Genomic DNA, 22832 nt, shown 5'->3' with positions numbered 1-22832 from the left:
GTCGGCCAGCCACGACTGGAGCAGCACCAGCAACGCGGCAGCCCGGTCCCGGGCCGCACCCGCCGCCGTCGCATCCACCAACAGCACCGGCACCGGCACCGGCAGCGCGTCACCGAGACGGATCACCGCACCCGGCACCTCACCCGCCACCTCCTGCGAGGCCCACTCCACCGCGTAGAGCAGCCGCTCGGCCGCAGCCGCTCCCGGGCGGACGGACGAGACCGGGCGCAGCACCAGGCCGTCGACCTCGGCGACCGGTGTGCCGGACGCGTCGGCGAGCAGCAGCCGTACGGTGTCGGCGCCTCCGGCCAGGGTCAGGTGCGCCCGAAGCCGCGTACCGGCCGGCCCGAAGGACCGGAAGCCGGTGACGGCGAACGGGAGCCGGACGTCGCCGTCGGTGAACAGGCCGCCGGCGGCGATCGCGTGCAGGACCGCGTCGAACAGTGCCGGGTGCAGCGCGTACCCGGCGGTCGCGTGATCGAGCTCGACCTCGGCGAACACCTCCTCACCGCGCTTCCAGACGCCCTTGAGGCCCTGGAACGCGGGGCCGTAGGCGAGCCCGCCGGCCGCTGTCTCCGGGTAGAAACCGGAGAGGTCCAGCGGGTCGGCGCCGGTCGGCGGCCAGGAGACCAGGTCCACCTCGGCGGGCGACCGCTCGTCCGCGGCGGCCAGCACTCCGGTGGCGTGCGTCGTCCAGGGGTCGTCGTCCTCGGCGCGGGCGTGCACCGACAGCGCGCACCGGCCGTCGGCGTCGGGCGCGGCGACGGTGGCGCGGAGCTGGACACCACCGCGCTCGGGCAGCGGCAGCGGAGCCTGCAGCAGCAGTTCCTCCACGACCGGGGCACCGGCTCGCTCGCCGGCTGCGCGGGCCATCTCGGCCAGCGCGGTCCCCGGTACCAGCGGGCTGCCCTGCACGACGTGGTCGGCCAGCCACGGGTGGGTGCGCAACGACAGCAGGCCGGTGAGCAGCGTCGTCGCCGCATCGGGGGCCTCGACGGCCGCTCCGAGCAGCGGGTGGCCGGTCTCGGCCAGCCCGAGGCCGATCGCGTCGCGGCTCGCGCCGGTCCGCGGCCGGGGCCAGTAGCGCCGGCGCTGGAAGGGGTAGGTGGGCAGCTCGACCCGGGGGGCGCCGGTGCCGTCGAACACGGCGGGCCAGTCGACCCGCTGGCCCCGTACGTACAGCTCGGCCAGCGCCGTCAGCAGCACGGCGGGCTCGTCCCGGTCCCTGCGCAGTCCGGCCACCGCCACGGCGTCCGGGCAGAGCACGCCCGCCAGGACGGCGAGCACGCTGTCCGGGCCGAGTTCCAGGATCCGGTCCGCGCCCAGGGCCACGGCCGCGTCGGCGAAGCGGACCGGGCGGCGGACCTGGTCGACCCAGTACTCGGGGTCCGACCACTGACCGGGCGCCACCGGGGCGCCGGTCACGGTCGAGACGGCGGGGACCGCCGGGTCGACGAGGCCGATCGTCTCCACGACCGTGCGGAACTCCGCCAGCATCGGCTCCATCAGCCGGGAGTGGAACGCGTGACTGGTCCGCAGGCGGTTGGTCTTCCAGCCCCGCTCGGTCACCAGCTCGGCGATCGCCACGATGTCGTCCTCGGCACCGGAGACGACCACCGCGGCCGGGCCGTTGACCGCCGCGAGGTCGATGTCCGGGAACGCCTCCCGCACCTCGCCCTCCGACGCCCCGACCGCCAGCATCGCGCCGCCGGCCGGCAGCGCCTGCATCAGCCGGCCCCGCGCCGCCACCAGCTTCGCCGCATCCTTCAGCGTGAGGACCCCGGCGGCGTACGCGGCCGTGATCTCACCCACCGAGTGACCCGCCACGACATCCGGCGTCACACCCCACGAGCGCACGAGCGCGAGCAGCGCCACCTCGACCGCGAAGATCGCCGGCTGCGCCCAGCCGGTCAGGTCCAGCCGCTCCCGGTCCTCCAGGACCTCGTGCAGCGGGAGGCCGAGCGCGGCGCACACCTCGTCGAAGGACGCGGCGAACACCGGGAACGCCTCGCACAACTCCCGGCCCATACCGACCCGCTGGGACCCCTGGCCGGTAAACACCACCGCCAGTCGGCCGTGCCCGGCGACCCCGGTCAGCGGGTGGGATCCGGCGGCCACCGCCGCCAGGCCCGCGTCCAGTGCAGCCTGGTCGGCGGCCACGACGACCGCGCGGTGCCGCAGCGCCGCGCGCCGGGTCAGCGCCCGGGCCAGGCCCGTGACCGGTGCGTCCAGTCCGTAGAGCTGTTCGGCCTGGGCACGCAGCCCGGCCTCGTCGGCGGCGGTGAGGACGACGGGGGCCGCCGGCCGTGCACGCAGCGGCAACTCGTCCGACCCGGTGGCCGGTTCGGTGAGCGGCACGCCTTCGAGGATGACGTGGGCGTTGGTGCCGCTGATGCCGAACGAGGACACCCCGGCCCGGCGCGGCCGGCCGGTCGCGGGCCAGTCGCGGGCCTCGGTCAGCAACTCCACCGCACCGGCGGACCAGTCCACCTGCGAGGACGGCTCATCCACGTGCAGCGTGCCGGGCAGCACGCCGTGCCGCATCGACTGCACCATCTTGATGATGCCCGCGACACCGGCCGCCGCCTGCGTGTGACCGAGGTTCGACTTCACCGACCCCAGCCACAGCGGCTCGCCGGAGCGGTCGCGCCCGTACGTCGCCAGGAGGGCCTGGGCCTCGATCGGGTCCCCCAGCGGCGTGCCCGTCCCGTGGGCCTCCACCACGTCGACGTCGCCGGCGTCGAGCCGTGCGTTGGCCAGCGCCTGGCGGATCACCCGCTGCTGCGACGGACCGTTCGGCGCGGTCAGACCGTTGGACGCACCGTCCTGGTTCACCGCACTGCCCCGCACCACCGCCAGGACCGGGTGGCCCAGGCGCTCGGCATCGGCCAGCCGCTCCACGAGCAGCATGCCGACACCCTCGCCCCAGCCGGTGCCGTCGGCGCCGTCCGCGAAGGACTTGCACCGGCCGTCGGCCGCGAGACCGCGCTGCCGCGAGAACCCGACGAAGGTGTTCGGGGTACCCATGACGGTCACGCCGCCGGCCAGCGCCGCGTCACACTCCCCGCTGCGCAGCGCCTGCACCGCCAGGTGCAGGGCCACCAGCGAGGACGAGCACGCCGTGTCGACCGTGACCGCCGGACCCTCCAGACCGAAGGTGTACGACACCCGGCCCGACGCGATGCTCCCGCCGGTGCCCATGAAGCCCTCGGCACTGTCGTCCGAAGCCCCCAGCACCATCGAGTAGTCGTTGTACATCACGCCCGCGAACACCCCGGTCCGCGAACCGCGCAGGCCCAGCGGGTCGATCCCCGCCCGCTCGAACGCCTCCCACGACGTCTCCAGCAGCAGCCGGTGCTGCGGGTCCATCGCCAGCGCCTCACGCGGCGAGATCCCGAACACCTCCGGGTCGAAGTCCCCCGCGCTGTAGAGGAATCCACCCTCCCGCGTGTACGAGGTACCCGGGTGGTCCGGGTCCGGGTGGTACAGGTTCTCCACGTCCCAGCCACGGTCCTCGGGGAAGAACCCGATCCCGTCCCGCCCGGACGCCACCAGCTCCCACAGGTCCTCCGGCGACGCGACACCCCCGGGGTAACGGCACGCCATCCCCACGATCGCGATCGGCTCGTCCGAGGCGACCGCGGCGGTCACCACCGGGGCCGCCGCCGCGACCGCCCCGGCGAGTTCGTCGGCCAGGTACGCGGCGAGTGCGACGACGTTCGGGTAGTCGAAGACCAGCGTGGAGGAGAGCCGCAGTCCGGTCACCGCGTTGAGCCGGTTGCGCAGTTCGACGGCGGTCAGCGAGTCGAAGCCCAGCTCGCTGAACGGCAGGTCCGCGGCGACCGCCGACCCGTCGGCGTGGCCGAGGACCGCAGCCACGTGTGTGCGGACCAGGTCGAGGCCGACCCGCTCGCGTTCGGCCTCCGCCAGCCCGGCCAGGCGGGCGGCGAACCCGCCGCCCGCCGTGGCCGCCGCGGGCCGTCCCGGCGCCGGCACCAGCCCGCGCAGCAGCGGCGGCACCCAGGGCCGGGTCCGCAGCGCGGCCAGGTCGAGCCCGAGCGGCACGACGGCCGCGCGGTCGGCGGCCAGCGCGGCGTCGAACGCGGCGAGGCCCTGCTCGGCACCGAGCGGCACGATGCCGCCCTGCCGGGCCCTCGCCCGTTCGGCGTCGCTGAGCCCGCTGCCCATCCCGGCGTCCCACAGGCCCCAGGCCAGCGAGGTGGCCGGGACGCCCTGCGACCGCAGTTCGGCGGCGTAGGCGTCCAGGAAGGCGTTGGCGGCGGCGTAGTTGGCCTGGCCGGGACCGCCGAACAGGCCGGCCGCCGAGGAGTACAGCACGAACGCCGTCAGGGGCCGGTCGGCCGTGGCGGCGCGCAGGTTGGCGGCGGCGTCCACCTTGGCGCGGAACACCGTCCGCAGCCGCTCCGGGGTGAGGTCGGCGAGGAGCGCGTCGTCGAGCACGCCGGCGGCGTGGATCACCGCGGTGACCGGCTCGTCCCGCAGGACCTCGGCGACGGCGTCGGCGTCGGCCAGGTCGCACGCGGCCGACCGTACGGTCACGCCGTCGAGGTCGAGGTCGGGGTCGGCGGCCCCGCCGGACCGGGAGAGCAGCAGCAGGTCACGGACGCCGTGCGTCTGCAGCAGGTGCCGGACGAGCAGTCGCCCGAGGGTGCCGGTGGCACCGGTGACGACCACGAGGCCGTCGCCGAGGTCCGCCGTGCCCGACGCCCGGATCCGGGCCAGGCGCGGCACGCGGACGACGCCGTCACGGACCAGGGCCTCCGGCAGCGGGACGAACAGCTCCTCCGCCGCGTCCACCAGGTGGATGCGGTCCGGGTGTTCGGCCTGCGCCGACCGCACCAGACCCCACAGCGCGGCGCCGTCGGCGTCGGTGATCTCCTCGCCGACCGCGCCCGACGTCCGCACGACGAGCCGGGAGTCGGCCCGGGCCGGGTCGGCGAACCAGGTCTGCAGCAGGGTGAGCAGGGCGGCTGCGCGCTCGCCCGCCGCGCCGGGCGCGGTCGCGTCGACCGTCACCACCGGGGCGGGGGCGGGCAGCGCGGCGCCGAGCGGGATCGTGACACGGGGCTCCGCGGACACCTCGGTCTCCTCCGGCACCCACTCCACGCCGTAGAGGAGCCGGTCGGCGGCCGAGAGCTGGACCCCGGAGACCGGCCGGAGCGTCAGCTGCTCGACCTCGGCGACCGGCAGGCCGGACTCGTCGGCCAGTGCCACCCGCACGCTGTCGGGGCGCGTCCCGGGGGTGAGCCGCACCCGCAGGACCGTTCCGGCCTCGCCGGAGATCCGCACGCCCGCGAACTCGAAGGGCAGGCGGACGCCGTGCTCGGGCAGCAGCCCGCCGGCTCCGACGGCGTGCAGGGCGGCGTCGAAGAGCGCCGGGTGCAGCGCGTATCCGGCGACCGCCTCCTCGGTGCCGACCTCGGCCAGCACCTCCGTGCGGTGCCGCCAGACCTTGCGCAGGCCCCGGAAGGCGGGCCCGTAGGCCATTCCGGTGGCGGCCAGCGCCGGGTAGAAGTCCTCGACCGGTACCGGCTCGGCTCCGGCCGGCGGCCAGACGACCAGTCCGGGGTCGGCCGGCTCCTCGCCCTGGGCGGTGAGCGAACCGGTCGCGTGGACGGTCCACGGCTCGGTCTCGTCGGCACGGGCGTGCAGCGTGACCTGGTGCCGTCCGTCGTCCGCACCGGCCGCGACCGTGACGCGCACCTGGACGCCGCCGCCCGCCGTCAGGGTCAGCGGGGTCTGCAGGACCAGTTCCTCCAGCGCCGGGGCGCCCGCCCGGTCGCCGGCGGCCAGCGCCATCTCGACCAGCGCGGTACCGGGCACCACGACCCGGTCGAGCACGACGTGGTCGGCCAGCCAGGGGTGGGTGGCCACCGAGAGCCGGCCGGTGAGCACGGTGGTCGGCGAGTCGGGCAGTTCCACCGCCGCGCCGAGCAGGGCGTGGCCGGTGCCGACCAGGCCGAGGCCGGCCGGGTCGGTCACGTGCAGCCCGCGGCGCGGGCGGGGCCAGTAGGTGACGTGCTGGAAGGCGTAGGTGGGCAGTTCGAGCCGGGTCGCGCCGGTGCCGGCGAAGACCGCCGCCCAGTCCACCGCGACGCCGGCCGTGAACAGCCGCCCGAGCGCGGTGAGCAGCGTCTCGGACTCCTCGCGGTCGCGGCGCAGGGCCGCGACGGCGGTCAGCTCGGGGCGGGTGTCCTGTACGAGTGCGGTGAGGACGCCGTCGGGTCCGAGTTCGAGGACCCGGTCGGCGTCGAGGGCGGTGACGGCGTCGGCGAAGCGGACCGGGCGGCGGACCTGGTCGACCCAGTACTCCGGGTCCGACCACTCCCCCTCGGAGACTGCGGCTCCCGTGACGGTGGAGACCGCGGCCAGGCGGGGTGCACCGAACCGCAGGCTCCGGACGACCTCCGCGAACTCGTCGAGCATCGGCTCCATCAGCCGGGAGTGGAACGCGTGACTGGTCCGCAGCCGCGACGTCTTCCAGCCCCGCTCCGAGGCAAGATCCGCGATTCGCACGATCTCGTCCTCGGCGCCCGACACGACCACCGCGGCCGGGCCGTTGACCGCCGCGAGGTCGATGTCCGGGAACGCCCCGCACACCTCCGCCTCCGACGCCCCGACCGCCAGCATCGCGCCGCCCGCGGGCAGCGCCTGCATCAACCGGCCCCGCGCCGCCACCAGCTTCGCCGCGTCCGCCAGGGTCAGGACCCCGGCGGCGTACGCGGCCGTGATCTCACCCACCGAGTGACCGGCCACGACGTCCGGCGTCACACCCCACGAACGGACCAGCGCCAGCAGCGCCACCTCCACCGCGAAGATCGCCGGCTGCGCCGAACCCGTCCGGTCCAGCGACTCCGCGTCCAGCCCGTGCAGCCTCAGCCCCAGCGCCTCGCACGCCTCGTCATAGGCGGTCGCGAACACCGGGAAGGTGTCGTACAACCCGCGACCCATCCCGACCCGTTGCGACCCCTGACCGGTGAACACCACCGCCAGCCGGCCCTCGGCGGCGACGCCTCCGCTCCGCACGCCGTCGGCGAGGTCGAGCAGCTCCGTCACGGTCTGGTCGCCGGTGCGTGCCAGCACCACCGCCCGGTGCGGCAGCGCCGCCCGGCCGGCCAGCGAGTGGCCGACGTCCAGCAGCCGCGCGGTGGGGCGCGTGTCGAGGAAGTCCAGCATCCGGGCGGCCTGGCCCGCCAGGCCGGCGGCGTCGTGCCCGGAGAGCACCAGCGGCACGACGGGCAGCGGGCGGCCGGCCTGCGGCTCCTCCGCCTGGGCGTCGGGGGCCTCCTCGAGGATGATGTGGGCGTTGGTGCCGCTGATGCCGAACGAGGAGACCCCGGCCCGGCGCGGGTGCGCGGCGCGCGGCCAGGGACGGCCCTCGGCGAGCAGCTCCACCGCTCCGGCCGCCCAGTCGACCTGGGGGGAGGGCCGGTCGACGTGCAGCGTGCGGGGCAGCACGCCGTAGTGCATGGCCAGCACCATCTTGATGACGCCGGCGACGCCGGCCGCGGCCTGGGTGTGCCCGATGTTCGACTTGACCGAGCCGAGCCAGAGCGGCACGCCCCCGGTCCGGTCCTGGCCGTAGGTGGCCAGCAGGGCCTGGGCCTCGATCGGGTCGCCGAGGGAGGTGCCGGTGCCGTGGGCCTCGACCGCGTCGACCCCGGCGGGGGTCAGCCCGGCGGTGGCGAGGGCCTGGCGGATGACACGCTGCTGGGAGGGGCCGTTGGGCGCGGTGATGCCGTTGCTGGCACCGTCCTGGTTGACGGCGCTGCCGCGGAGCACGGCGAGCACCGGGTGGCCGGCCCGGCGGGCGTCGGAGAGCCGTTCGAGCAGGACGACGCCCGCGCCCTCGCCCCAGCCGGTGCCGTCACCGGCGGCGGCGAAGGCCTTGCACCGGCCGTCGGCGGCGAGGCCGCGCTGCCGGCTGAACTCGACGAAGGCGCCCGGGGTCGCCATGACGGTGACGCCACCGGCCAACGCGAGGTCGCACTCGCCGGAGCGCAGCGCCTGGGCGGCGAGGTGCAGGGCGACCAGGGAGGAGGAGCAGGCGGTGTCGACGGTGATCGCCGGGCCCTCGAACCCGAAGGTGTAGGAGACCCGGCCGGAGACCAGGCTGCCGGCGCTGGCCGCCCCGGCGTAGCCCTCGGCTCCGGCGCTGGCCTGGCGCAGCAGCGTGCCGTAGTCGCTGTAGAGGACGCCGGCGAACACGCCGGTCCGGCTGCCGCGCAGCGCGGTCGGGTCGATGCCGGCGCGCTCCAGCGCCTCCCAGGAGGTCTCCAGCATCAGTCGCTGCTGCGGGTCCATGGTGACGGCCTCGCGCGGGCTGATGCCGAAGAACCCGGCGTCGAACCGGCCGGCCCCGGCGAGGAACCCGCCCTCGTCGACGTAGGAGGTGCCGGGGTGGTCCGGGTCGGGGTGGTAGAGCGAGTCGAGGTCCCAGCCGCGGTCGTCGGGGAAGCCGGAGACGCCGTCCCGGCTGTCGGCGAGCAGCCGCCAGAACGCCTCGGGGGTGTCCGCCCCGCCGGGGAGGCGGCAGCCCAGGCCGACGATGACGACGGGGTCGTCGAGGTCGGTCCCGGTGGGCCGGGACGTGACGGCAGTGGCCGGGACGGCCTGCTCGGCCAGCGCGCCGACCAGTTCGCCGCGCAGGAAGGCGACCAGCGCCTGCGGGGTCGGGTAGTCGAAGGTGAGCGTCGCCGGCAGGCGCAGCGCGGTGGCGGCGTTGAGCCGGTTGCGCAGCTCGACGGCGGTCAGCGAGTCGAAGCCCAGCTCGCTGAAGGCCCGGCCGGCCGGGACGGCGTCACCGGAGCCGTGGCCGAGCACCGCGGCGACCTGGGTGCGGACCAGGTCGAGGAGCAGCCGGTCCTGGTCGGCGGGGGCCAGCTCGGCGAGGCGCTGGAGCAGGGAGGCGGCGGTGGCGCCGGTGGCGGCGCGCCGGACGTTCTCGCGGACCATGCCGCGCAGCAGCGGGGGCAGGCCGGCGTCGCCCTGGCGGGCGCGCAGCACGGTGTGGTCGATCCGGATCGGCACCAGCAGCGGATGCTCGGAGTCGAGGGCGGTGTCGAACAGGCCGAGGGCCTCGGGGACCGCCAGCGGTGCGATGCCGCCGCGGCTGAGCCGCCGGCGGTCGACCTCCGACAGGTTCTGGGCCATGCCGGCGTCGGTGTCCCAGGCGCCCCAGGCGAGCGAGGTGCCGGGCAGGCCGCGGCTGCGGCGGGCGGCGGCGAAGGCGTCGAGGAACGCGTTGGCGGCGGCGTAGTTGCCCTGTCCCGGGGTGCCGAACAGGCCGGCGACCGAGGAGTACAGGACGAACGCGTCGAGGTCGGCGCCGGCGGTGGCCTCGTGCAGGTTGACCACCGCGTCGACCTTGGCGCGGAGCACCGCGTCGAGCCGGTCGGGGGTCAGTGCGGTGAGCACGGTGTCGTCCAGGACGCCCGCGACGTGCACGACGGCACGGACGTCCACGCCGTCGAGCACCCGGTCGAGGTCGGTGCGGTCGGCGACGTCGCAGCGGACCAGCCGGACCCTCGCGCCGGCGTCGGTCAGCTCGGACCACAGGTCGGCGGCGCCGGGCGCGTCGGTGCCGCTGCGGCTGAGCAGCAGCAGGTCGCGGACGCCCCGGGTGTGCACGAGGTGGCGGACGAGCAGCCGGCCGAGCGTGCCGGTGGCGCCGGTGACGACCGTGGTCCCGCTCTCGCGGGCCTGGCGGGGCATCACCAGGACGTTCTTGCCGATGTGCTTGGCCTGGCTGACGAAGCGGAACGCGTCGCGGGCCTGCCGGACGTCCCACGCGCGCACCGGGGGCAGCCGCAGCTCGCCGGCGTCGAACAGCGCGAGGATCTCGGTGAGCATCGCGCCGATCCGGTCCGGGCCGGCCTCGAAGAGGTCGAACGGCCGGTAGCGGACGCCGGGGTGGTCGGCGGCGAGGCGGGCCGGGTCGCGCAGGTCGGTCTTGCCCATCTCCAGGAACCGGCCGCCGGCCGGCAGCAGGGTCAGGGACGCGTCGATGAGCTCGTTGGCCAGGGAGTTGAGCACGACGTCGGCGCCCCGGCCGCCGGTGGCGCGGGCGAACTCCGCGGCGAACGCGGTGGTGCGGGAGGAGGCGATGTCCTCGTCGGGCAGGCCGAGGGCGCGCAGGGCGTCCCACTTGGCGGGGCTCGCGGTGGCCAGGACCCGGGCGCCGAGGTGCCGGGCGATCTGGATCGCGGCGGTGCCGACGCCACCGGCGCCGGCGTGCACCAGCACGGTCTCGCCGGGTTGCACGTCGGCCAGGTCGACCAGCGCGTAGTAGGCGGTGAGGTAGGCCATCGGCACGGCGGCGGCCTCGGCGAACGTCCAGTCGGACGGGATCCGGGCCAGGAGCCGCCCGTCGGTGACCGCGACCGGGCCGAAGCCCCCGGCGAACGCGCCCATGACCCGGTCGCCCGGGGCGAGGTCCGGCCCGTCCGGGCCGACCTCCAGGACGACGCCGGCGCCCTCGCTGCCGAGGTCGAGCGGGTTGTCGCTGGGGTGGACGCCGAGGGCGATCAGCACGTCGCGGAAGTTCAGGCCGGCGGCGCGGACGGCGACCCGCACCATGCCCGGCTCCAGCGGACTCTCGGGCGCGGGGCAGGCGACCAGCCGCAGCTGGTCCAGGGTGTCGCCGCCGGCGGCCTTCTCCAGCCGCCAGGCGGGCGCGTCGGGCGGGGTCATCGCCGGGTCGGGCAGGATGCGGGCCAGCCGGGGCGCGGCGACGGCGCCGCCCCGGACCAGGGCCTGCGGGACGTCACCGGCGGCGACCAGGGCGGGAAGGGCGGCCCAGGACGCCGCGCTGCCGTCGACGTCGGCCAGGACGATCCTGGCCGGGTACTCGGACTGGGCGGAGCGGACCAGGCCCCAGACGGCGGCGTGCGCGAGGTCGGTGGGCTCCTCGCCGGGGCCGCCGGCGACGGCGCCGGTGGTGGTGACGACCAGCGTGGTCCCGGCGTACCGCTCGTCGCCGATCCACTCCTGGAGCGCGGCCAGCACCCGCCGGGTGGCGGTGCGGACGCGGGCGGCCGGACCGGCCGGGTCGTCGTGGTCGGCGTGCCCGGGCGGGCAGTCCAGCAGCAGGACGGCCGGCGGGTCGGCCGGGGCGTCCGGGCCGGCCAGCGGCAGGCCGGTGTCCCGGACGGCTCCGAGGGTGGCCCAGCCGGTCGGGGCCGGGGTCTCCTCCAGCCGGCGTTCGACCCAGTCGACGCCGAACAGCGAGCGGGGTGCCTGGCGCGGCCCGACCGCGAGCGGGCCGGCGGCGACCGGCCGCATGACCATCGAGCCGATGGTCACGACGGGGGCGCCGGTGCCGTCCGCGGCGAGGAGCGCGACCCGGTCGGTGCCGGACGGGGTGAGCCGGACGCGCAGCGCGGTGGCGCCGACGGCGTGCACGGCGAGGTCGGTGAAGGCGAACGCCATCCGGGCCGAGCCGTCGGCGCCGGCCCCGGCGAGGGCCGCGCCGTGCATCGCGGCGTCCAGCAGGGCGGGGTGGAGCTGGAAGCGGGCGGCCTGGCCGGTCTCGGACTCCGGCAGGGTCACCTCGGCGTAGACGTCGTCGCCGAGCCGCCAGGCGGCGGTCAGGCCCTGGAACGCCGGCCCGTAGCCGAAGCCGGCGCCGGACAGCCGTTCGTAGAAGCCGTCGACCGGCAGGCGGGTGGCGCCGGCCGGCGGCCAGACGTCCAGGTCGTCCGGCGGGGTCTGCGGGCCGGCGGGGGCGAGGTACCCGGTGGCGTGCGGCGTCCACGGCTCGTCGGGCAGCGCGTCCTCGCGGCGGGAGTGGACGCCGACGGTGCGCCGGCCGCTCTCGTCGGCGGCGCCGGTGACGACCTGCAGCGCGACGCCCCCGGACGCGGGGACGGTGAGCGCGGCCTGGACGGTGAGCTCCTCCAGCACCGGCGTGTCGACCTGTTCGCCGGCCCGCAGCGCCAGTTCGACCATCGCGGTGCCGGGCAGGACGGCGGTGCCGAGCACGGCGTGGTCGGCGAGCCAGGGGTGGGTCTGGACGGCGATCCGCCCGGTGAAGACGCTGCCGTCGCCGTCGGCGAGGGTCAGCACCGCGCCGAGCAGCGGGTGTCCGGTCGCGGTCAGCCCCAGTCCGGCGGCGTCGACGGTGACCAGGTCGGCCGGTGAGGGCCAGTACAGCTCCTGCCGGAACGGGTAGGTGGGCAGGTCGAGCGGCTCGGCGGGGCGCACGGGGTGCAGGGCCGACCAGGTCACGGCGGAGCCCGCGGCGTGGATCCTGGCCAGGGCGGTGAGGAACGCGGTGACCTCGTCGCGGTCCCGGTGCAGCGCGGCGACGCACGCCCCGGCGTCCGGCAGCGTCTCCGCGGCCATCGCGGCCAGCACGGTGTCGGGGCCGAGTTCCAGGTAGCGGCCGGCGCCCAGGGCGTCCAGCGCGTGGACGGCGTCGGCGAAGCGGACGGGGCTGCGCACCTGGTCGACCCAGTACTGCGGGTCGCTCCACTGGCCGACGGCGACCGGGCGGCCGGTCACGGCGGACACCGCCGCGAGGGTGGGTTCGGCGAAGTCGAGGCCGCGGACCACCGCGCCGAACTCGGCGAGCATCGGCTCCATGAGCCGGGAGTGGAACGCGTGGCTGGTGTTGAGCCTGCTGGTCTTCCAGCCGGCGGCGCGGGCCTTCTCGGCGAACCGGTCGACCGCGGCCTCGGGGCCGGAGAGCACGACGGCGGACGGACCGTTGACGGCGGCGATGTCGAGGTCGTCGGGGCCGGCCGCCCGGACGGCGTCCTCGGTGGCGCGGACGGCGAGCATGGCGCCGCCGGACGGCAGCGCCTGCATCAGCCGGCCGCGGGCGACGACCAGGGCGGCGGCGTCGTCCAGGGAGAGCACGCCGGCGGCGTGGGCGGCGGCGATCTCGCCGACCGAGTGGCCGGCGACGATCTCGGGCTCCAGGCCGAGGCCGCGGACGGTCTCCAGCAGGGCGACCTCGACGGCGAACAGCGCCGGCTGGGCGTAGCCGGTCCGGTGCAGGAGGTCGCTGTCGAGGACGTCCCGCAGCGGGAGGTCCCCGGGCTGCCGGACGAGGTGGCGGTCGAGGGCGGCGGCGACGGTGTCGAACGCCTCCGCGTACCGGGGGAACCGCTCGGCGAGCCGGCGGCCCATGGCGGTCCGCTGGGCGCCCTGGCCGGTGAAGAGGAAGGCGAGCTTGCCCTCGGCCGGCTCGCCGGTGACCAGGCCGGAGCCGGGCTCGCCGACGGCGAGGGCGGCGAGGCCGCTCAGGAGCGACTCCCGGTCGTCGGCGAGCAGCACGGCGCGGTGCTCCAGCGCGGCGCGGCCGGTCGCCAGGGCGTGGCCCAGGTCGGCGATCCGCACCCGGGGCCGGTCCTCGACGAAGGTGTAGAGCTGCCGGGCCTGCGCGCGCAGGGCGTCGGCGTCCCGGGCGGACAGCACCACGGGGGCCGGCAGCAGCGGGGCCGGCCCGGCCGGGGCCGGCTGCTCCGCGGCCGCGGAGCAGCCGGCCCCGTCCGCGTCGTCCGCGTCGGTCCCGGCCTCGGTCGGCGCGGGCGGCTCCTCGATGATCATGTGGACGTTGGTGCCGCTGACCCCGAACGAGGAGACACCGGCCCGGCGGGGGGTGTCCCGGCGGGGCCAGGGGAGGGCCTCGGTGAGCAGTTCGACGTCACCGGCCGCCCAGTCGACGTGCGGGCTGGGCTCGTCCAGGTGCAGCGACTTCGGCATGGTCTCGTGCCGCATCGCCAGCACGGCCTTCATCACACCGGCGACGCCCGCGGCGGCCTGGGTGTGGCCGATGTTCGACTTGACCGAGCCCAGCCGGGCCGGGCGGCCGGCGGTGCGGTCCTGCCCGTAGGTGGCGAGCACGGCCTGGGCCTCGATCGGGTCGCCCAACCGGGTGCCGGTGCCGTGCGCCTCGATCAGGTCGACGTCGTCGACCGAGAGCCCGGCGTTGGCCAGCGCCTGCCGGATGACGCGCTGCTGGGAGGGGCCGTTGGGAGCGGCGATGCCGTTGCTGGCGCCGTCCTGGTTGACGGCGCTGCCCCGGATGACGCCGACGACGGGGTGGCCGAGCCGCCGGGCCCGGGAGAGCCGCTCCAGCAGCAGCAGGCCGACGCCCTCGGAGAGCCCGATGCCGTCGGCCTCGGCGGAGAACGCCTTGCAGCGGCCGTCGGCGGCCAGACCGCGCTGGCGGCCGAACTCGGTGAACGCGCCCGGGGTGGCCATCACGGTCACGCCGCCGGCCAGCGCCATCGTGCACTCGTCGGCGCGCAGGGCCTGCGCGGCGAGGTGGATGGCGACCAGCGACGAGGAGCAGGCGGTGTCGATCGTGACGGCGGGGCCTTCGAGGCCGAGCGTGTAGGACACCCGGCCGGAGAGGACGGCCGCGGTGGTGCCGGTGATCAGGAAGCCCTCGGCCGCCTGCACGCTGCCGCCGATGAGCCGGACGTAGTCCTGCGTGTTGGAGCCGATGAACACGCCGGTACGACTGCCGCGCAGCGTGGTCGGGTCCACCCCCGCCCGCTCCAGGGCCTCCCAGGACGCTTCGAGCACCTGCCGCTGCTGCGGGTCCATCGACAGCGCCTCGCGCGGGCTGATGTCGAAGAACGCCGCGTCGAACTCGCCGGCGCCGTCCAGGAAGCCGCCCTCGGAGGACCGCCCGTCGGTGGTCCCGGAGCCCTCGTCGTAGGCGTCGTCGAGGTCCCAGCCGCGGTCCGCGGGCGGGCGGCCGATGGCGTCGGCGCCGGCGTTCACCAGCCGCCACAGGTCGTCGGGGCTGCGGACGCCGGCCGGGTAGCGGCAGCTCATGGCCACGATCGCGATCGGCTCCCGATCGGCGGACTCAGCCTTGTGGAGCCGCTCACGGGTCTGGTGCAGATCCGCCGTGACCCGCTTGAGATAGTCGAGGAGCTTCTCTTGAGCCACCAACTCAGGCCTCACCAAGTTCGGTTCGCGCGGAGCGCGGGGAAGCGATGCGGGGGACCGCCGAAGCGCGTGTCCGCACTCCTGCCAGCCTGGGCCGAACGTAGGCCGCCTCCCGGGCGGCGGCCTACCCCTACCCCTCCCCTGCCGGGACCGGGGTGCCCTGGGACCGGGGTGCGGGCCCGACCCCGGACGCGCGCGGGCCGCGCCCCCGGAGTTCCGGGGGGCGCGGCCCGCGACACGTCCGGCGGCGTCCCCCGGTTTCCCGTCCGGAGGCCCCGCCGCACGCCCGCGCTACGACACGCCGAGCTCGTCGATGAACCGGAAGACCTCGTCGGCGCTGGCCGCCTCCAGCCGGTCACTCACCGACTCCGTGCCCTCCTCCGCCGGGCCGGCGTCCTCGTCGAGGCCCGCGAGCAGACCGCGCAGCCGCATGGCGACCCGCAGGCGCAGCGCGGTGTCGTCCGCGGTGGCCGTCAGCGCCTCGGTCAGCTGGTCGATGGTGGCCAGCACGCTCTCCGGGGTCGCGCCGCCGCCCGTCACCAGGCCCTCCAGGAGCAGTCCGGCCACCGCCGCCGGGGTCGGCCGGTCGAAGACCAGCGTCGCCGGCAGGGACAGGCCGGTGGCGGCGGTCAGCCGGTTGCGCAGATCGACCGCGGTCAGCGAGTCGAACCCGAACTCCTTGAACGGGCGGCGGGCCTCGACCGCGTCCGGGCCGTCGTGCCCGAGGACGGCGGCGGCGTGCCCGCGCACCAGGTCGAGCGCGATCTGCTCGTGCTCGTGCGGGGGTGCGGCGGCCAGCTGCTCGCGCAGCGCCGCACCGGCGTCGGCCGGCGGGGCGGCCTCGGCGGTCGCCCGCAGGGCCCGGACGTCCGGCAGGTCGGCGATCAGCGGGCGGGACCTCGCGAAGCCGAAGGCCGGGGCGAAGACCGACCAGTCGACGTCGGCGACCGCGAGGAAGGTCTCCCCCGCCCCGGCGGCCTGCCGCATCGCGGTGATCGCGGCCTCGGGGGACATGCCCCGGAAGCCGCGCCGGCGCATGTACTCCTCGCCGCCGGTCGCCTCGGCCATCCCGCCGCCGTCCCACAGCCCCCAGGCCACCGAGGTGACCGGCAGGCCACGCTCGCGGGCCTGCTCGGCCAGCACGTCGAGGGCGGCGTTGGCCGCGCCGTAGGTGCCCTGGCGGGCGCTGCCCCAGACGCCCGAGTTGGACGAGAACAGCACCGCCTGCTCCAGGTGCGCCGGGTCGAGCAGGTCGAGCAGGTGGACCGCGCCCTCGACCTTGCCGGAGCTCACCTCCGCCAGCTCGGCCGCGGTCGCGTCGGCGAGCAGGCCGGGGCAGAGCGTGCCGGCGGCGTGGACCAGGGCGGTGACCGGCCCGGGCAGACCGGCCAGCAGCTCGGCGACCTGCGTCCGGTCGGCGGTGTCGCAGGCGGCGACGGTCACCCGCGCGCCGAGCGCGGTCAGCTCCTCGCGCAGGTCCACGGCGCCGGGGGCGGCCTCGCCCCGGCGGCTGGTGAGCACGACGTGGTCGGCGCCGGACCCGGCGGCCCACCGGGCCACGTGCGCGCCGAGCGCGCCGGTGCCCCCGGTGATCAGCACGGTGCCGCGCGGCTCCCACAGCGGTGCGGCCGGGTCGGCCGGCGCGGGCAGCAGCCGGCGGGCCAGCACACCGCCGGTGCGGACGGCCACCTGGTCCTCGTCGTCGAGGCCGGCGAGGACGGCCGCCGTCCGGCCCGCGGAGCGGGCGTCCAGCGTGGCGGGCAGGTCGAGCACGCCGCCCCAGGCCTCCGGGTGCTCCAGGGCGAAGGTGCGGGCCAGCGCCCAGACCTGCGCGGGGGCGAGCCGGGGCGCCGGGTCGCCGGGGACGGCGGCGACCGCGCCCCGGGTGAGGATCCACAGCGCGGTGTCCACGCCGCCGATCTCCCGGAACAGCGCGAGCGTGTCGAGGAGCCCCCGCTCGTCGTCGCCGAGCGCCAGCAGCGACACGACGCCCCGGTAGGGCCCGGCGGCCAGGGTCGCCCGGTCGACGGCCGTGCTGTGCTCGACCTCGGCGCCGGCGGCGGCCAGCAGGTCCGTCACCTCGCCGGGGTCGACGTCGGCCGGGTGGAGGACCAGCCAGGTGCCCGACAGCCGGCCCGGCTCCGGCTCCGGCAGGGACCTGAACGCGATCCGGAACCGCCAGGCGTCCAGCTGCGAGCGCTCCTGGCGACCGCGGCGCCAGCCGGCGAGCGCGGGCAGCACGGGCGTGAGGGCGCCGGGATCGACGCCCAGGGTCTTGCCGAGCAGCGCCGCGTCCGCCGTCTCGACCGCGTTCCAGAACTCGTCGTCCGGGTCGTCGGCGGCCACGCCGGGCTCGTCGGCCAGCCAGTAGCGCTGGTGCTGGAAGGCGTAGGTGGGGACCCCGGGCGCCCGGCGGCCTCCGGCGAGCAGCGCGGCCCAGTCGACCGGCACGCCGGCCACCCACGCCTCGGCGAGGGTCCGGACCTGGCGGCCGGGACCGTCCTCGTCACGGCGGAGCGTGCCGGCCACGGCCGCCTCGCCCGGACCGGCGACGTCCTGGATGCTGGCGGTGAGCACCGGGTGCGGGCTGACCTCGACGAAGTGCCGGTAGCCGTCGGCGAGCAGGCGCCCCACGGTCGCGGCGAACCGGACCGGCTGCCGCAGGTTGTCGTACCAGTAGTCGGCGCCGTCCTCGGGCGTCATGGGCTCGGCCCGGACGGTCGAGTACCAGGGCACCCGGCCGGCGCCGATGCGCACCGGGGCGAGCCCCTCCAGCACGCGGTCACGGAGGACCTCGACCTGGACGGAGTGGCCGGCGGCACTGGACTTGACCCGGCGTGCCCGCACGCCCTCCGCCTCGTAGCGGGCGGCCAGCTCGTCGACCGCGTCGGACTCGCCGGCCACGATCACCGAGGCCGGTCCGTTCACCGCGGCGATCTCCAGCCGGATCCGCCCCCGGCCGTCCTCGTACTCGGCGATCCGGGCGGCCACGTCGGCCTCGGCCGCGGCAACCGAGAGCATGGCGCCGGCGCCGGCGATCGCCATCAGTTCCCGGCTGCGCAGCGCGACGATCCTGGCCGCGTCGGCGAGGGTGAGCGCACCGGCGACGCAGGCCGCCGCGATCTCGCCCTGGGAGTGCCCGACGACCGCCGCCGGGGTGACGCCGTGCGCGTCCCACCAGGCCGCCAGCGAGACCATCACGGAGAACAGCACCGGCTGGACGACGTCGAGCCGGCCGAGCGGCGGGGTCCCCGGCTCCTGGCGGAGCACCGCCTCCACCGACCAGTCCAGGTAGGCGCCGAGGGCGGCGTCGCACTCGCGCAGGCGGGTGGCGAAGGCCGGGGAGCTCTCCAGCAGCCCCGCGGCCATGCCCTCCCACTGGCCGCCCTGGCCGGGGAAGACGAGGACCACGCCGCCGGGGGGCCCGGCCACTCCGGCGACGACGCCGGCCGCGGGCCGCCCGTCGGCCAGCGCGGCCAGCGCGGGTCCGTCCAGCGCGACGGCGCGGTGCTCCAGCCGGGCCCGGCCGGCGAGGGTGTGCGCGACGTCGGTCAGCGGCAGGCCGGGCCGCTCGCGCAGGAACGCGGCCAGTCGACGGGCCTGCGCGGCCGGCACGCCCCGGTCGCGGCCGGAGAGCAGCAGCGGGACGACCGGCAGCTCCGGGTTCTCCGGCGCGGGCGGCACGGACGGCGCCTGCTCCAGCACGACGTGGGCGTTGGTGCCGCTGATGCCGAAGGAGGAGACGGCGGCGCGGCGCGGCCGGCCGGTCTCGGGCCAGGACCGCTCGGCGTCCAGCAGCGCGACGGCGCCGGACTCCCAGTCGATGTGCGGGGAGGGGGCGTCGATGTGCAGGCTGCGGGGCAGCAGCCCGTGGTCGAGCGAGAGGATCATCTTGATCAGTCCGGCGACGCCGGCGGCGGCCTGGGTGTGGCCGAGGTTGGACTTCACCGAGCCGAGCCAGAGCGGCGCGTCGCCGTCGCGGTCCTGGCCGTACGTGGCCAGCAGGGCCTGGGCCTCGATCGGGTCGCCCAGCCGGGTGCCGGTGCCGTGCGCCTCGACCGCGTCGACGTCCTGCGGCGTCAGACCGGCGTTGGCCAGCGCGGCCCGGATGACCCGCTGCTGGGAGGGGCCGTTGGGCGCGGTCAGGCCGTTCGAGGCGCCGTCCTGGTTGACCGCCGTGCCCCGGACGACCGCCAGCACGGGGTGGCCCAGGCGCAGGGCGTCGGAGAGGCGCGCGACCAGCAGCACGCCCGCCCCCTCCGACCAGGTGGCCCCGTCGGCGGCGGCGGAGAACGGCTTGCACCGGCCGTCGGCGGCCGAACCGCCCTGCCGGGCGACCTCGACGAAGGTGCTGGGGTTCGCCATCACCGAGACGCCGCCGGCCAGCGCGAGTTCGCACTCGCCCCGGCGCAGGGACTCCGCGGCCAGGTGCAGCGCGACCAGCGAGGAGGAGCAGGCGGTGTCGACGGTGAGCGCCGGGCCCTCCAGACCGAAGACGTAGGAGACGCGGCCGGACGCCACGCTGCCGGAGACACCGGTCGCGCGGTAGCCCTCGACGCCCTCGGGCAGCGTCGACAGGCCGGTGCCGTAGTCGTGGTACATCAGGCCGGTGAAGACACCGGTCCGGGAGCCGCGCAGCCCGGTCGGGTCGAGGCCGGCACGTTCGAACGCCTCCCACGAGGTCTCCAGCAGCAGCCGCTGCTGCGGGTCCATCGCGAGGGCCTCGCGCGGGGAGATGCCGAACAGGCCGGCGTCGAACTCGCCGGCGTCGTGCAGGAAGCCGCCCTGCCGGGTGAAGTGGTAGCCGCCGAAGTCCCAGCCGCGGTCGGTGGGGAAGCCGGAGATCGCGTCGCCGCCGTCGCGCAGCAGCTGCCAGAGGTCCTCGGGGGTGCGCACCCCGCCGGGGAAGCGGCAGGCCATGCCGATGACGGCGATCGGCTCGTCGGTGCGCACCGGGCCGGTCCGCTCCGGCGCCGCGTCCGCCGTCCGGTCGGAACCGAGCGCCCGGTCGAGCAGGTAGCGGGCGATGGCGCGGGCGTTGGGGTAGTCGAACGCGAGCGTCGCCGGCAGCGTCAGGCCGGTGGCGGGCTGCAGGCGGTTGCGCAGCTCGACCGCGGTCAGCGAGTCGAAGCCCAGCTCGCGCAGCGCCCGGTTGCCGTCGATCGCGCTGCCCGCGGCGAACCCCAGGACGGCGGCGATCGTGCCGCGGACCAGTTCGGTGGCGGTCTGCTCGCGCTCCGCCTCGGGCAGGCCGGCGAGCCGCCGGGCGAACGTGCCCGGGCCGTCGGCGGTGGCGGCCCGGCGCGGGCCGGTCCGGACCAGCCCGGACAGGACGGGCGGGAGCAGCCCGCCCTCGGCGGTGGTCCGCAGCGCGGGCAGGCTCAGCGCGACCGGCACGGCCAGCGCGGTGTCGGCGCGCAGGGCCGCGTCGAACAGCGCCAGGCCCTGCCCGACCTCCAGCGGCAGGATGCCGCCGCGCCGCAGCCGGCGCCGGTCGGCGTCGGTGAGGTTGCCGGCCATGCCCTCGTCGGTGTCCCACAGGCCCCAGGCCAGCGAGGTCGCCGGCAGGCCCCGGGCCCGCCGGAAGGCCGCGAACGCGTCGGTGAACGTGTTGGCGGCGGCGTAGTTGGCCTGCCCGGCGTTGCCGAGGACGCCGGCGGCCGAGGAGAACAGCACGAACGCGGCGAGCGGCCGGCCGGCCGTGGCCTCGTGCAGGTTGCGGACGGCATCCGTCTTGGGACGCAGGACGGCGTCCAGGCGGTCGGGGGTGAGGTCGGCCAGCAGCCCGTCGTCGAGCACCCCGGCGGTGTGGACGACGGCGGTGACCGGCACGCCGCTCAGCGCGGCCTCGACGGCCGCCCGGTCGGTGACGTCGCAGGCGACCGCGCGCACCTGCGCACCGTCGAGGTCGAGGCCGCCGCCGGAGCGGGACAGCAGCAGCAGGTCGCGGACCCCGTGGGCGGCGACCAGGTGACGGGCGATCAGGCGGCCGAGCGTGCCGGTGGCACCGGTGACCACCACCGTGCCGGCGGTCAGGTCGGGGAGTTCGCCGTCCGGTCCGGCGTGCCGGACGATCCGGGGCACCACGATCCGGTCGCCGCGCACCGCCGCCTGGGGGTGTCCGGCGGCGAGCACGTCCGGGATCCGGTCCGCGGTCGGGGCGTCGACGACGGTGAGGCGGCCGGGGTGCTCGTTCTGTGCGGAGCGGACCAGCCCCCAGACGGCCGCCGAGAGCAGTCCGGGCACGGCGTCCCCGGGGTCCGCGGCGATCGCGCCGTCGGTGTGCACGACCAGGTGGGTGTCGGACCGGCGTTCGTCGCCGAGGAACCGCTGGAGGGTCTCCAGCAGCTGTCCGGTGCGGCTGCGCACCGCGTCGGCGTCCGGGGCGGCGCCCGGGTCGGCGGTGGTCGCGGGGTCGGCGCCCGGGGCGGGGGCGGTCGCGGTGCAGTCCAGCACCAGGACCTCGCCGGGGTCAGCGGGGAGCGCGTCGCCGAGCGTGATCGTGGGCAGCGCGCCCGCCGCGCCCGCCGGCACGCCGGCGTCCGTCCAGTCCAGCGTGTAGAGCGGGGCGTCGGGTGCGGCGCCGGTCCGGTCGGCCGTGACCGGCCGGACCGCGAGCGCGTCGACGTCGAGGACGGGGAGCCCCGCCTCGTCGGCGGCGTGCAGCCGGACCGTCTCGGCTCCCTCGCCCGCGGTGAGCCGGACCCGCAGGGAGCGGGCACCGACGGCGTGCAGGCGGACGCCGTTGAAGGCGAACGGCAGCCGGGCCGCGCCGTCCTCACCGGGCACCAGACCACCGGCGGCCAGCGCGTGCAGGCAGGCGTCGAACAGCGCCGGGTGGAGCCCGAAGCCGCCGGGGTCGGCGTCGCCCCCGGTGCCGAGGGCGACCTCGGCGAGGATCTCGCCGTCACGGCGCCACACCTGGCGCAGGCCCCGGAACACGGGACCGTAGACCAGGCCGGTGTCCGCCAGCGCGGCGTAGAGGGTCTCGGCGTCGACCGGCTCGGCGTCGCGCGGCGGCCACGGCAGGTCGGCCGGCGGGTCGGCCGGCGGCGGTACCGGTGCCGAGCCGGCCGGGCGGAGGGTGCCGGTGGCGTGGGTCGTCCAGGGGTGTTCCCCGTCGGGGCGGGAGTGGACGGTGACCGTGCGTCCCCCGCCCTCCCGCCCGGTCGCGGCGACGGTGACGCGCAGGTCCGCCCCGCCGGCCTCGGGCAGCGCCAGCGGGGCCTGGAGCAGGAGCTCCTCGACGACCGGGGCGTCGGTGAACTCTCCGGCCGCGAGGACCAGTTCGACCAGTGCCGCGCCGGGGACCAGGACGGTGCCGAGCACGTCGTGGTCGACGAGCCAGGGCTGGGTGCGCCGGGAGAGGTGCCCGGTGAAGACGACGGTGTCGGAGTCGGGCAGCCGGACGGCCGCCGCGAGCAGCGGGTGGCCGGTGCCGTCCAGGCCGGCCCCGGCGAGGTCGCCCGTGCCGGGCTCGGAGGCGAGCCAGTAGTGCTGCCGCTGGAAGGGGTAGGTCGGCAGGTCGGGCAGGCGGCGGCCGTCGGTGGGCCAGGCCCGCCAGTCGACCTCGGCGCCGCGGACCCACGCCTCGCCGAGCGCGCGGATCCGCCCGGCCGGGCCGTCCTCGCCCCGGCGCAGCGTCCCCCACACCCCCGCGTCCGGAGCGCACTGCTCCAGCGCCACGGTGAGCACCGGGTGCCCCGACACCTCCGCGAACAGCCGGAAGCCCTCCCCCGCCAGCTTCTCCACGACCGGCCCGAAGCGGACCTGGTCGCGCAGGTTGGACCACCAGTAGGCCGCGTCCACCGGCTCCGTGACCCGCTCCCCCGTCACCGTCGAGAACCACGGAACACGCGGCACCGCACCCCGCACCCCGACCAGACCCGCGACCACCGCCT

The 22832-nt window shown here is 77.0% G+C and carries 2 protein-coding genes; both read right to left on the bottom strand.

Going from position 1 to position 22832, the window contains the following annotated elements; all coding sequences use genetic code 11:
* The coding region (locus tag PUR56_RS06885) for an SDR family NAD(P)-dependent oxidoreductase (protein WP_443034448.1) at positions 1 to 14934 on the bottom strand (14934 nt) is incomplete at its 3' end.
* A gap of 288 nt (positions 14935 to 15222) precedes the next feature.
* The gene (locus PUR56_RS06880) at positions 15223 to 22794 is read right to left on the bottom strand and encodes a type I polyketide synthase (protein WP_329948255.1); all 7572 of its coding nucleotides are present in this window, start codon (positions 22792 to 22794) and stop codon (positions 15223 to 15225) included.
* Between the last annotated feature and the right edge of the window lie 38 nt (positions 22795 to 22832).

The organism is Streptomyces sp. BE303 (assembly GCF_036290945.1).
In the GTDB taxonomy this organism is placed as follows: domain Bacteria; phylum Actinomycetota; class Actinomycetes; order Streptomycetales; family Streptomycetaceae; genus Kitasatospora.
This window is presented reverse-complemented; position numbering and strand designations above follow the sequence as displayed.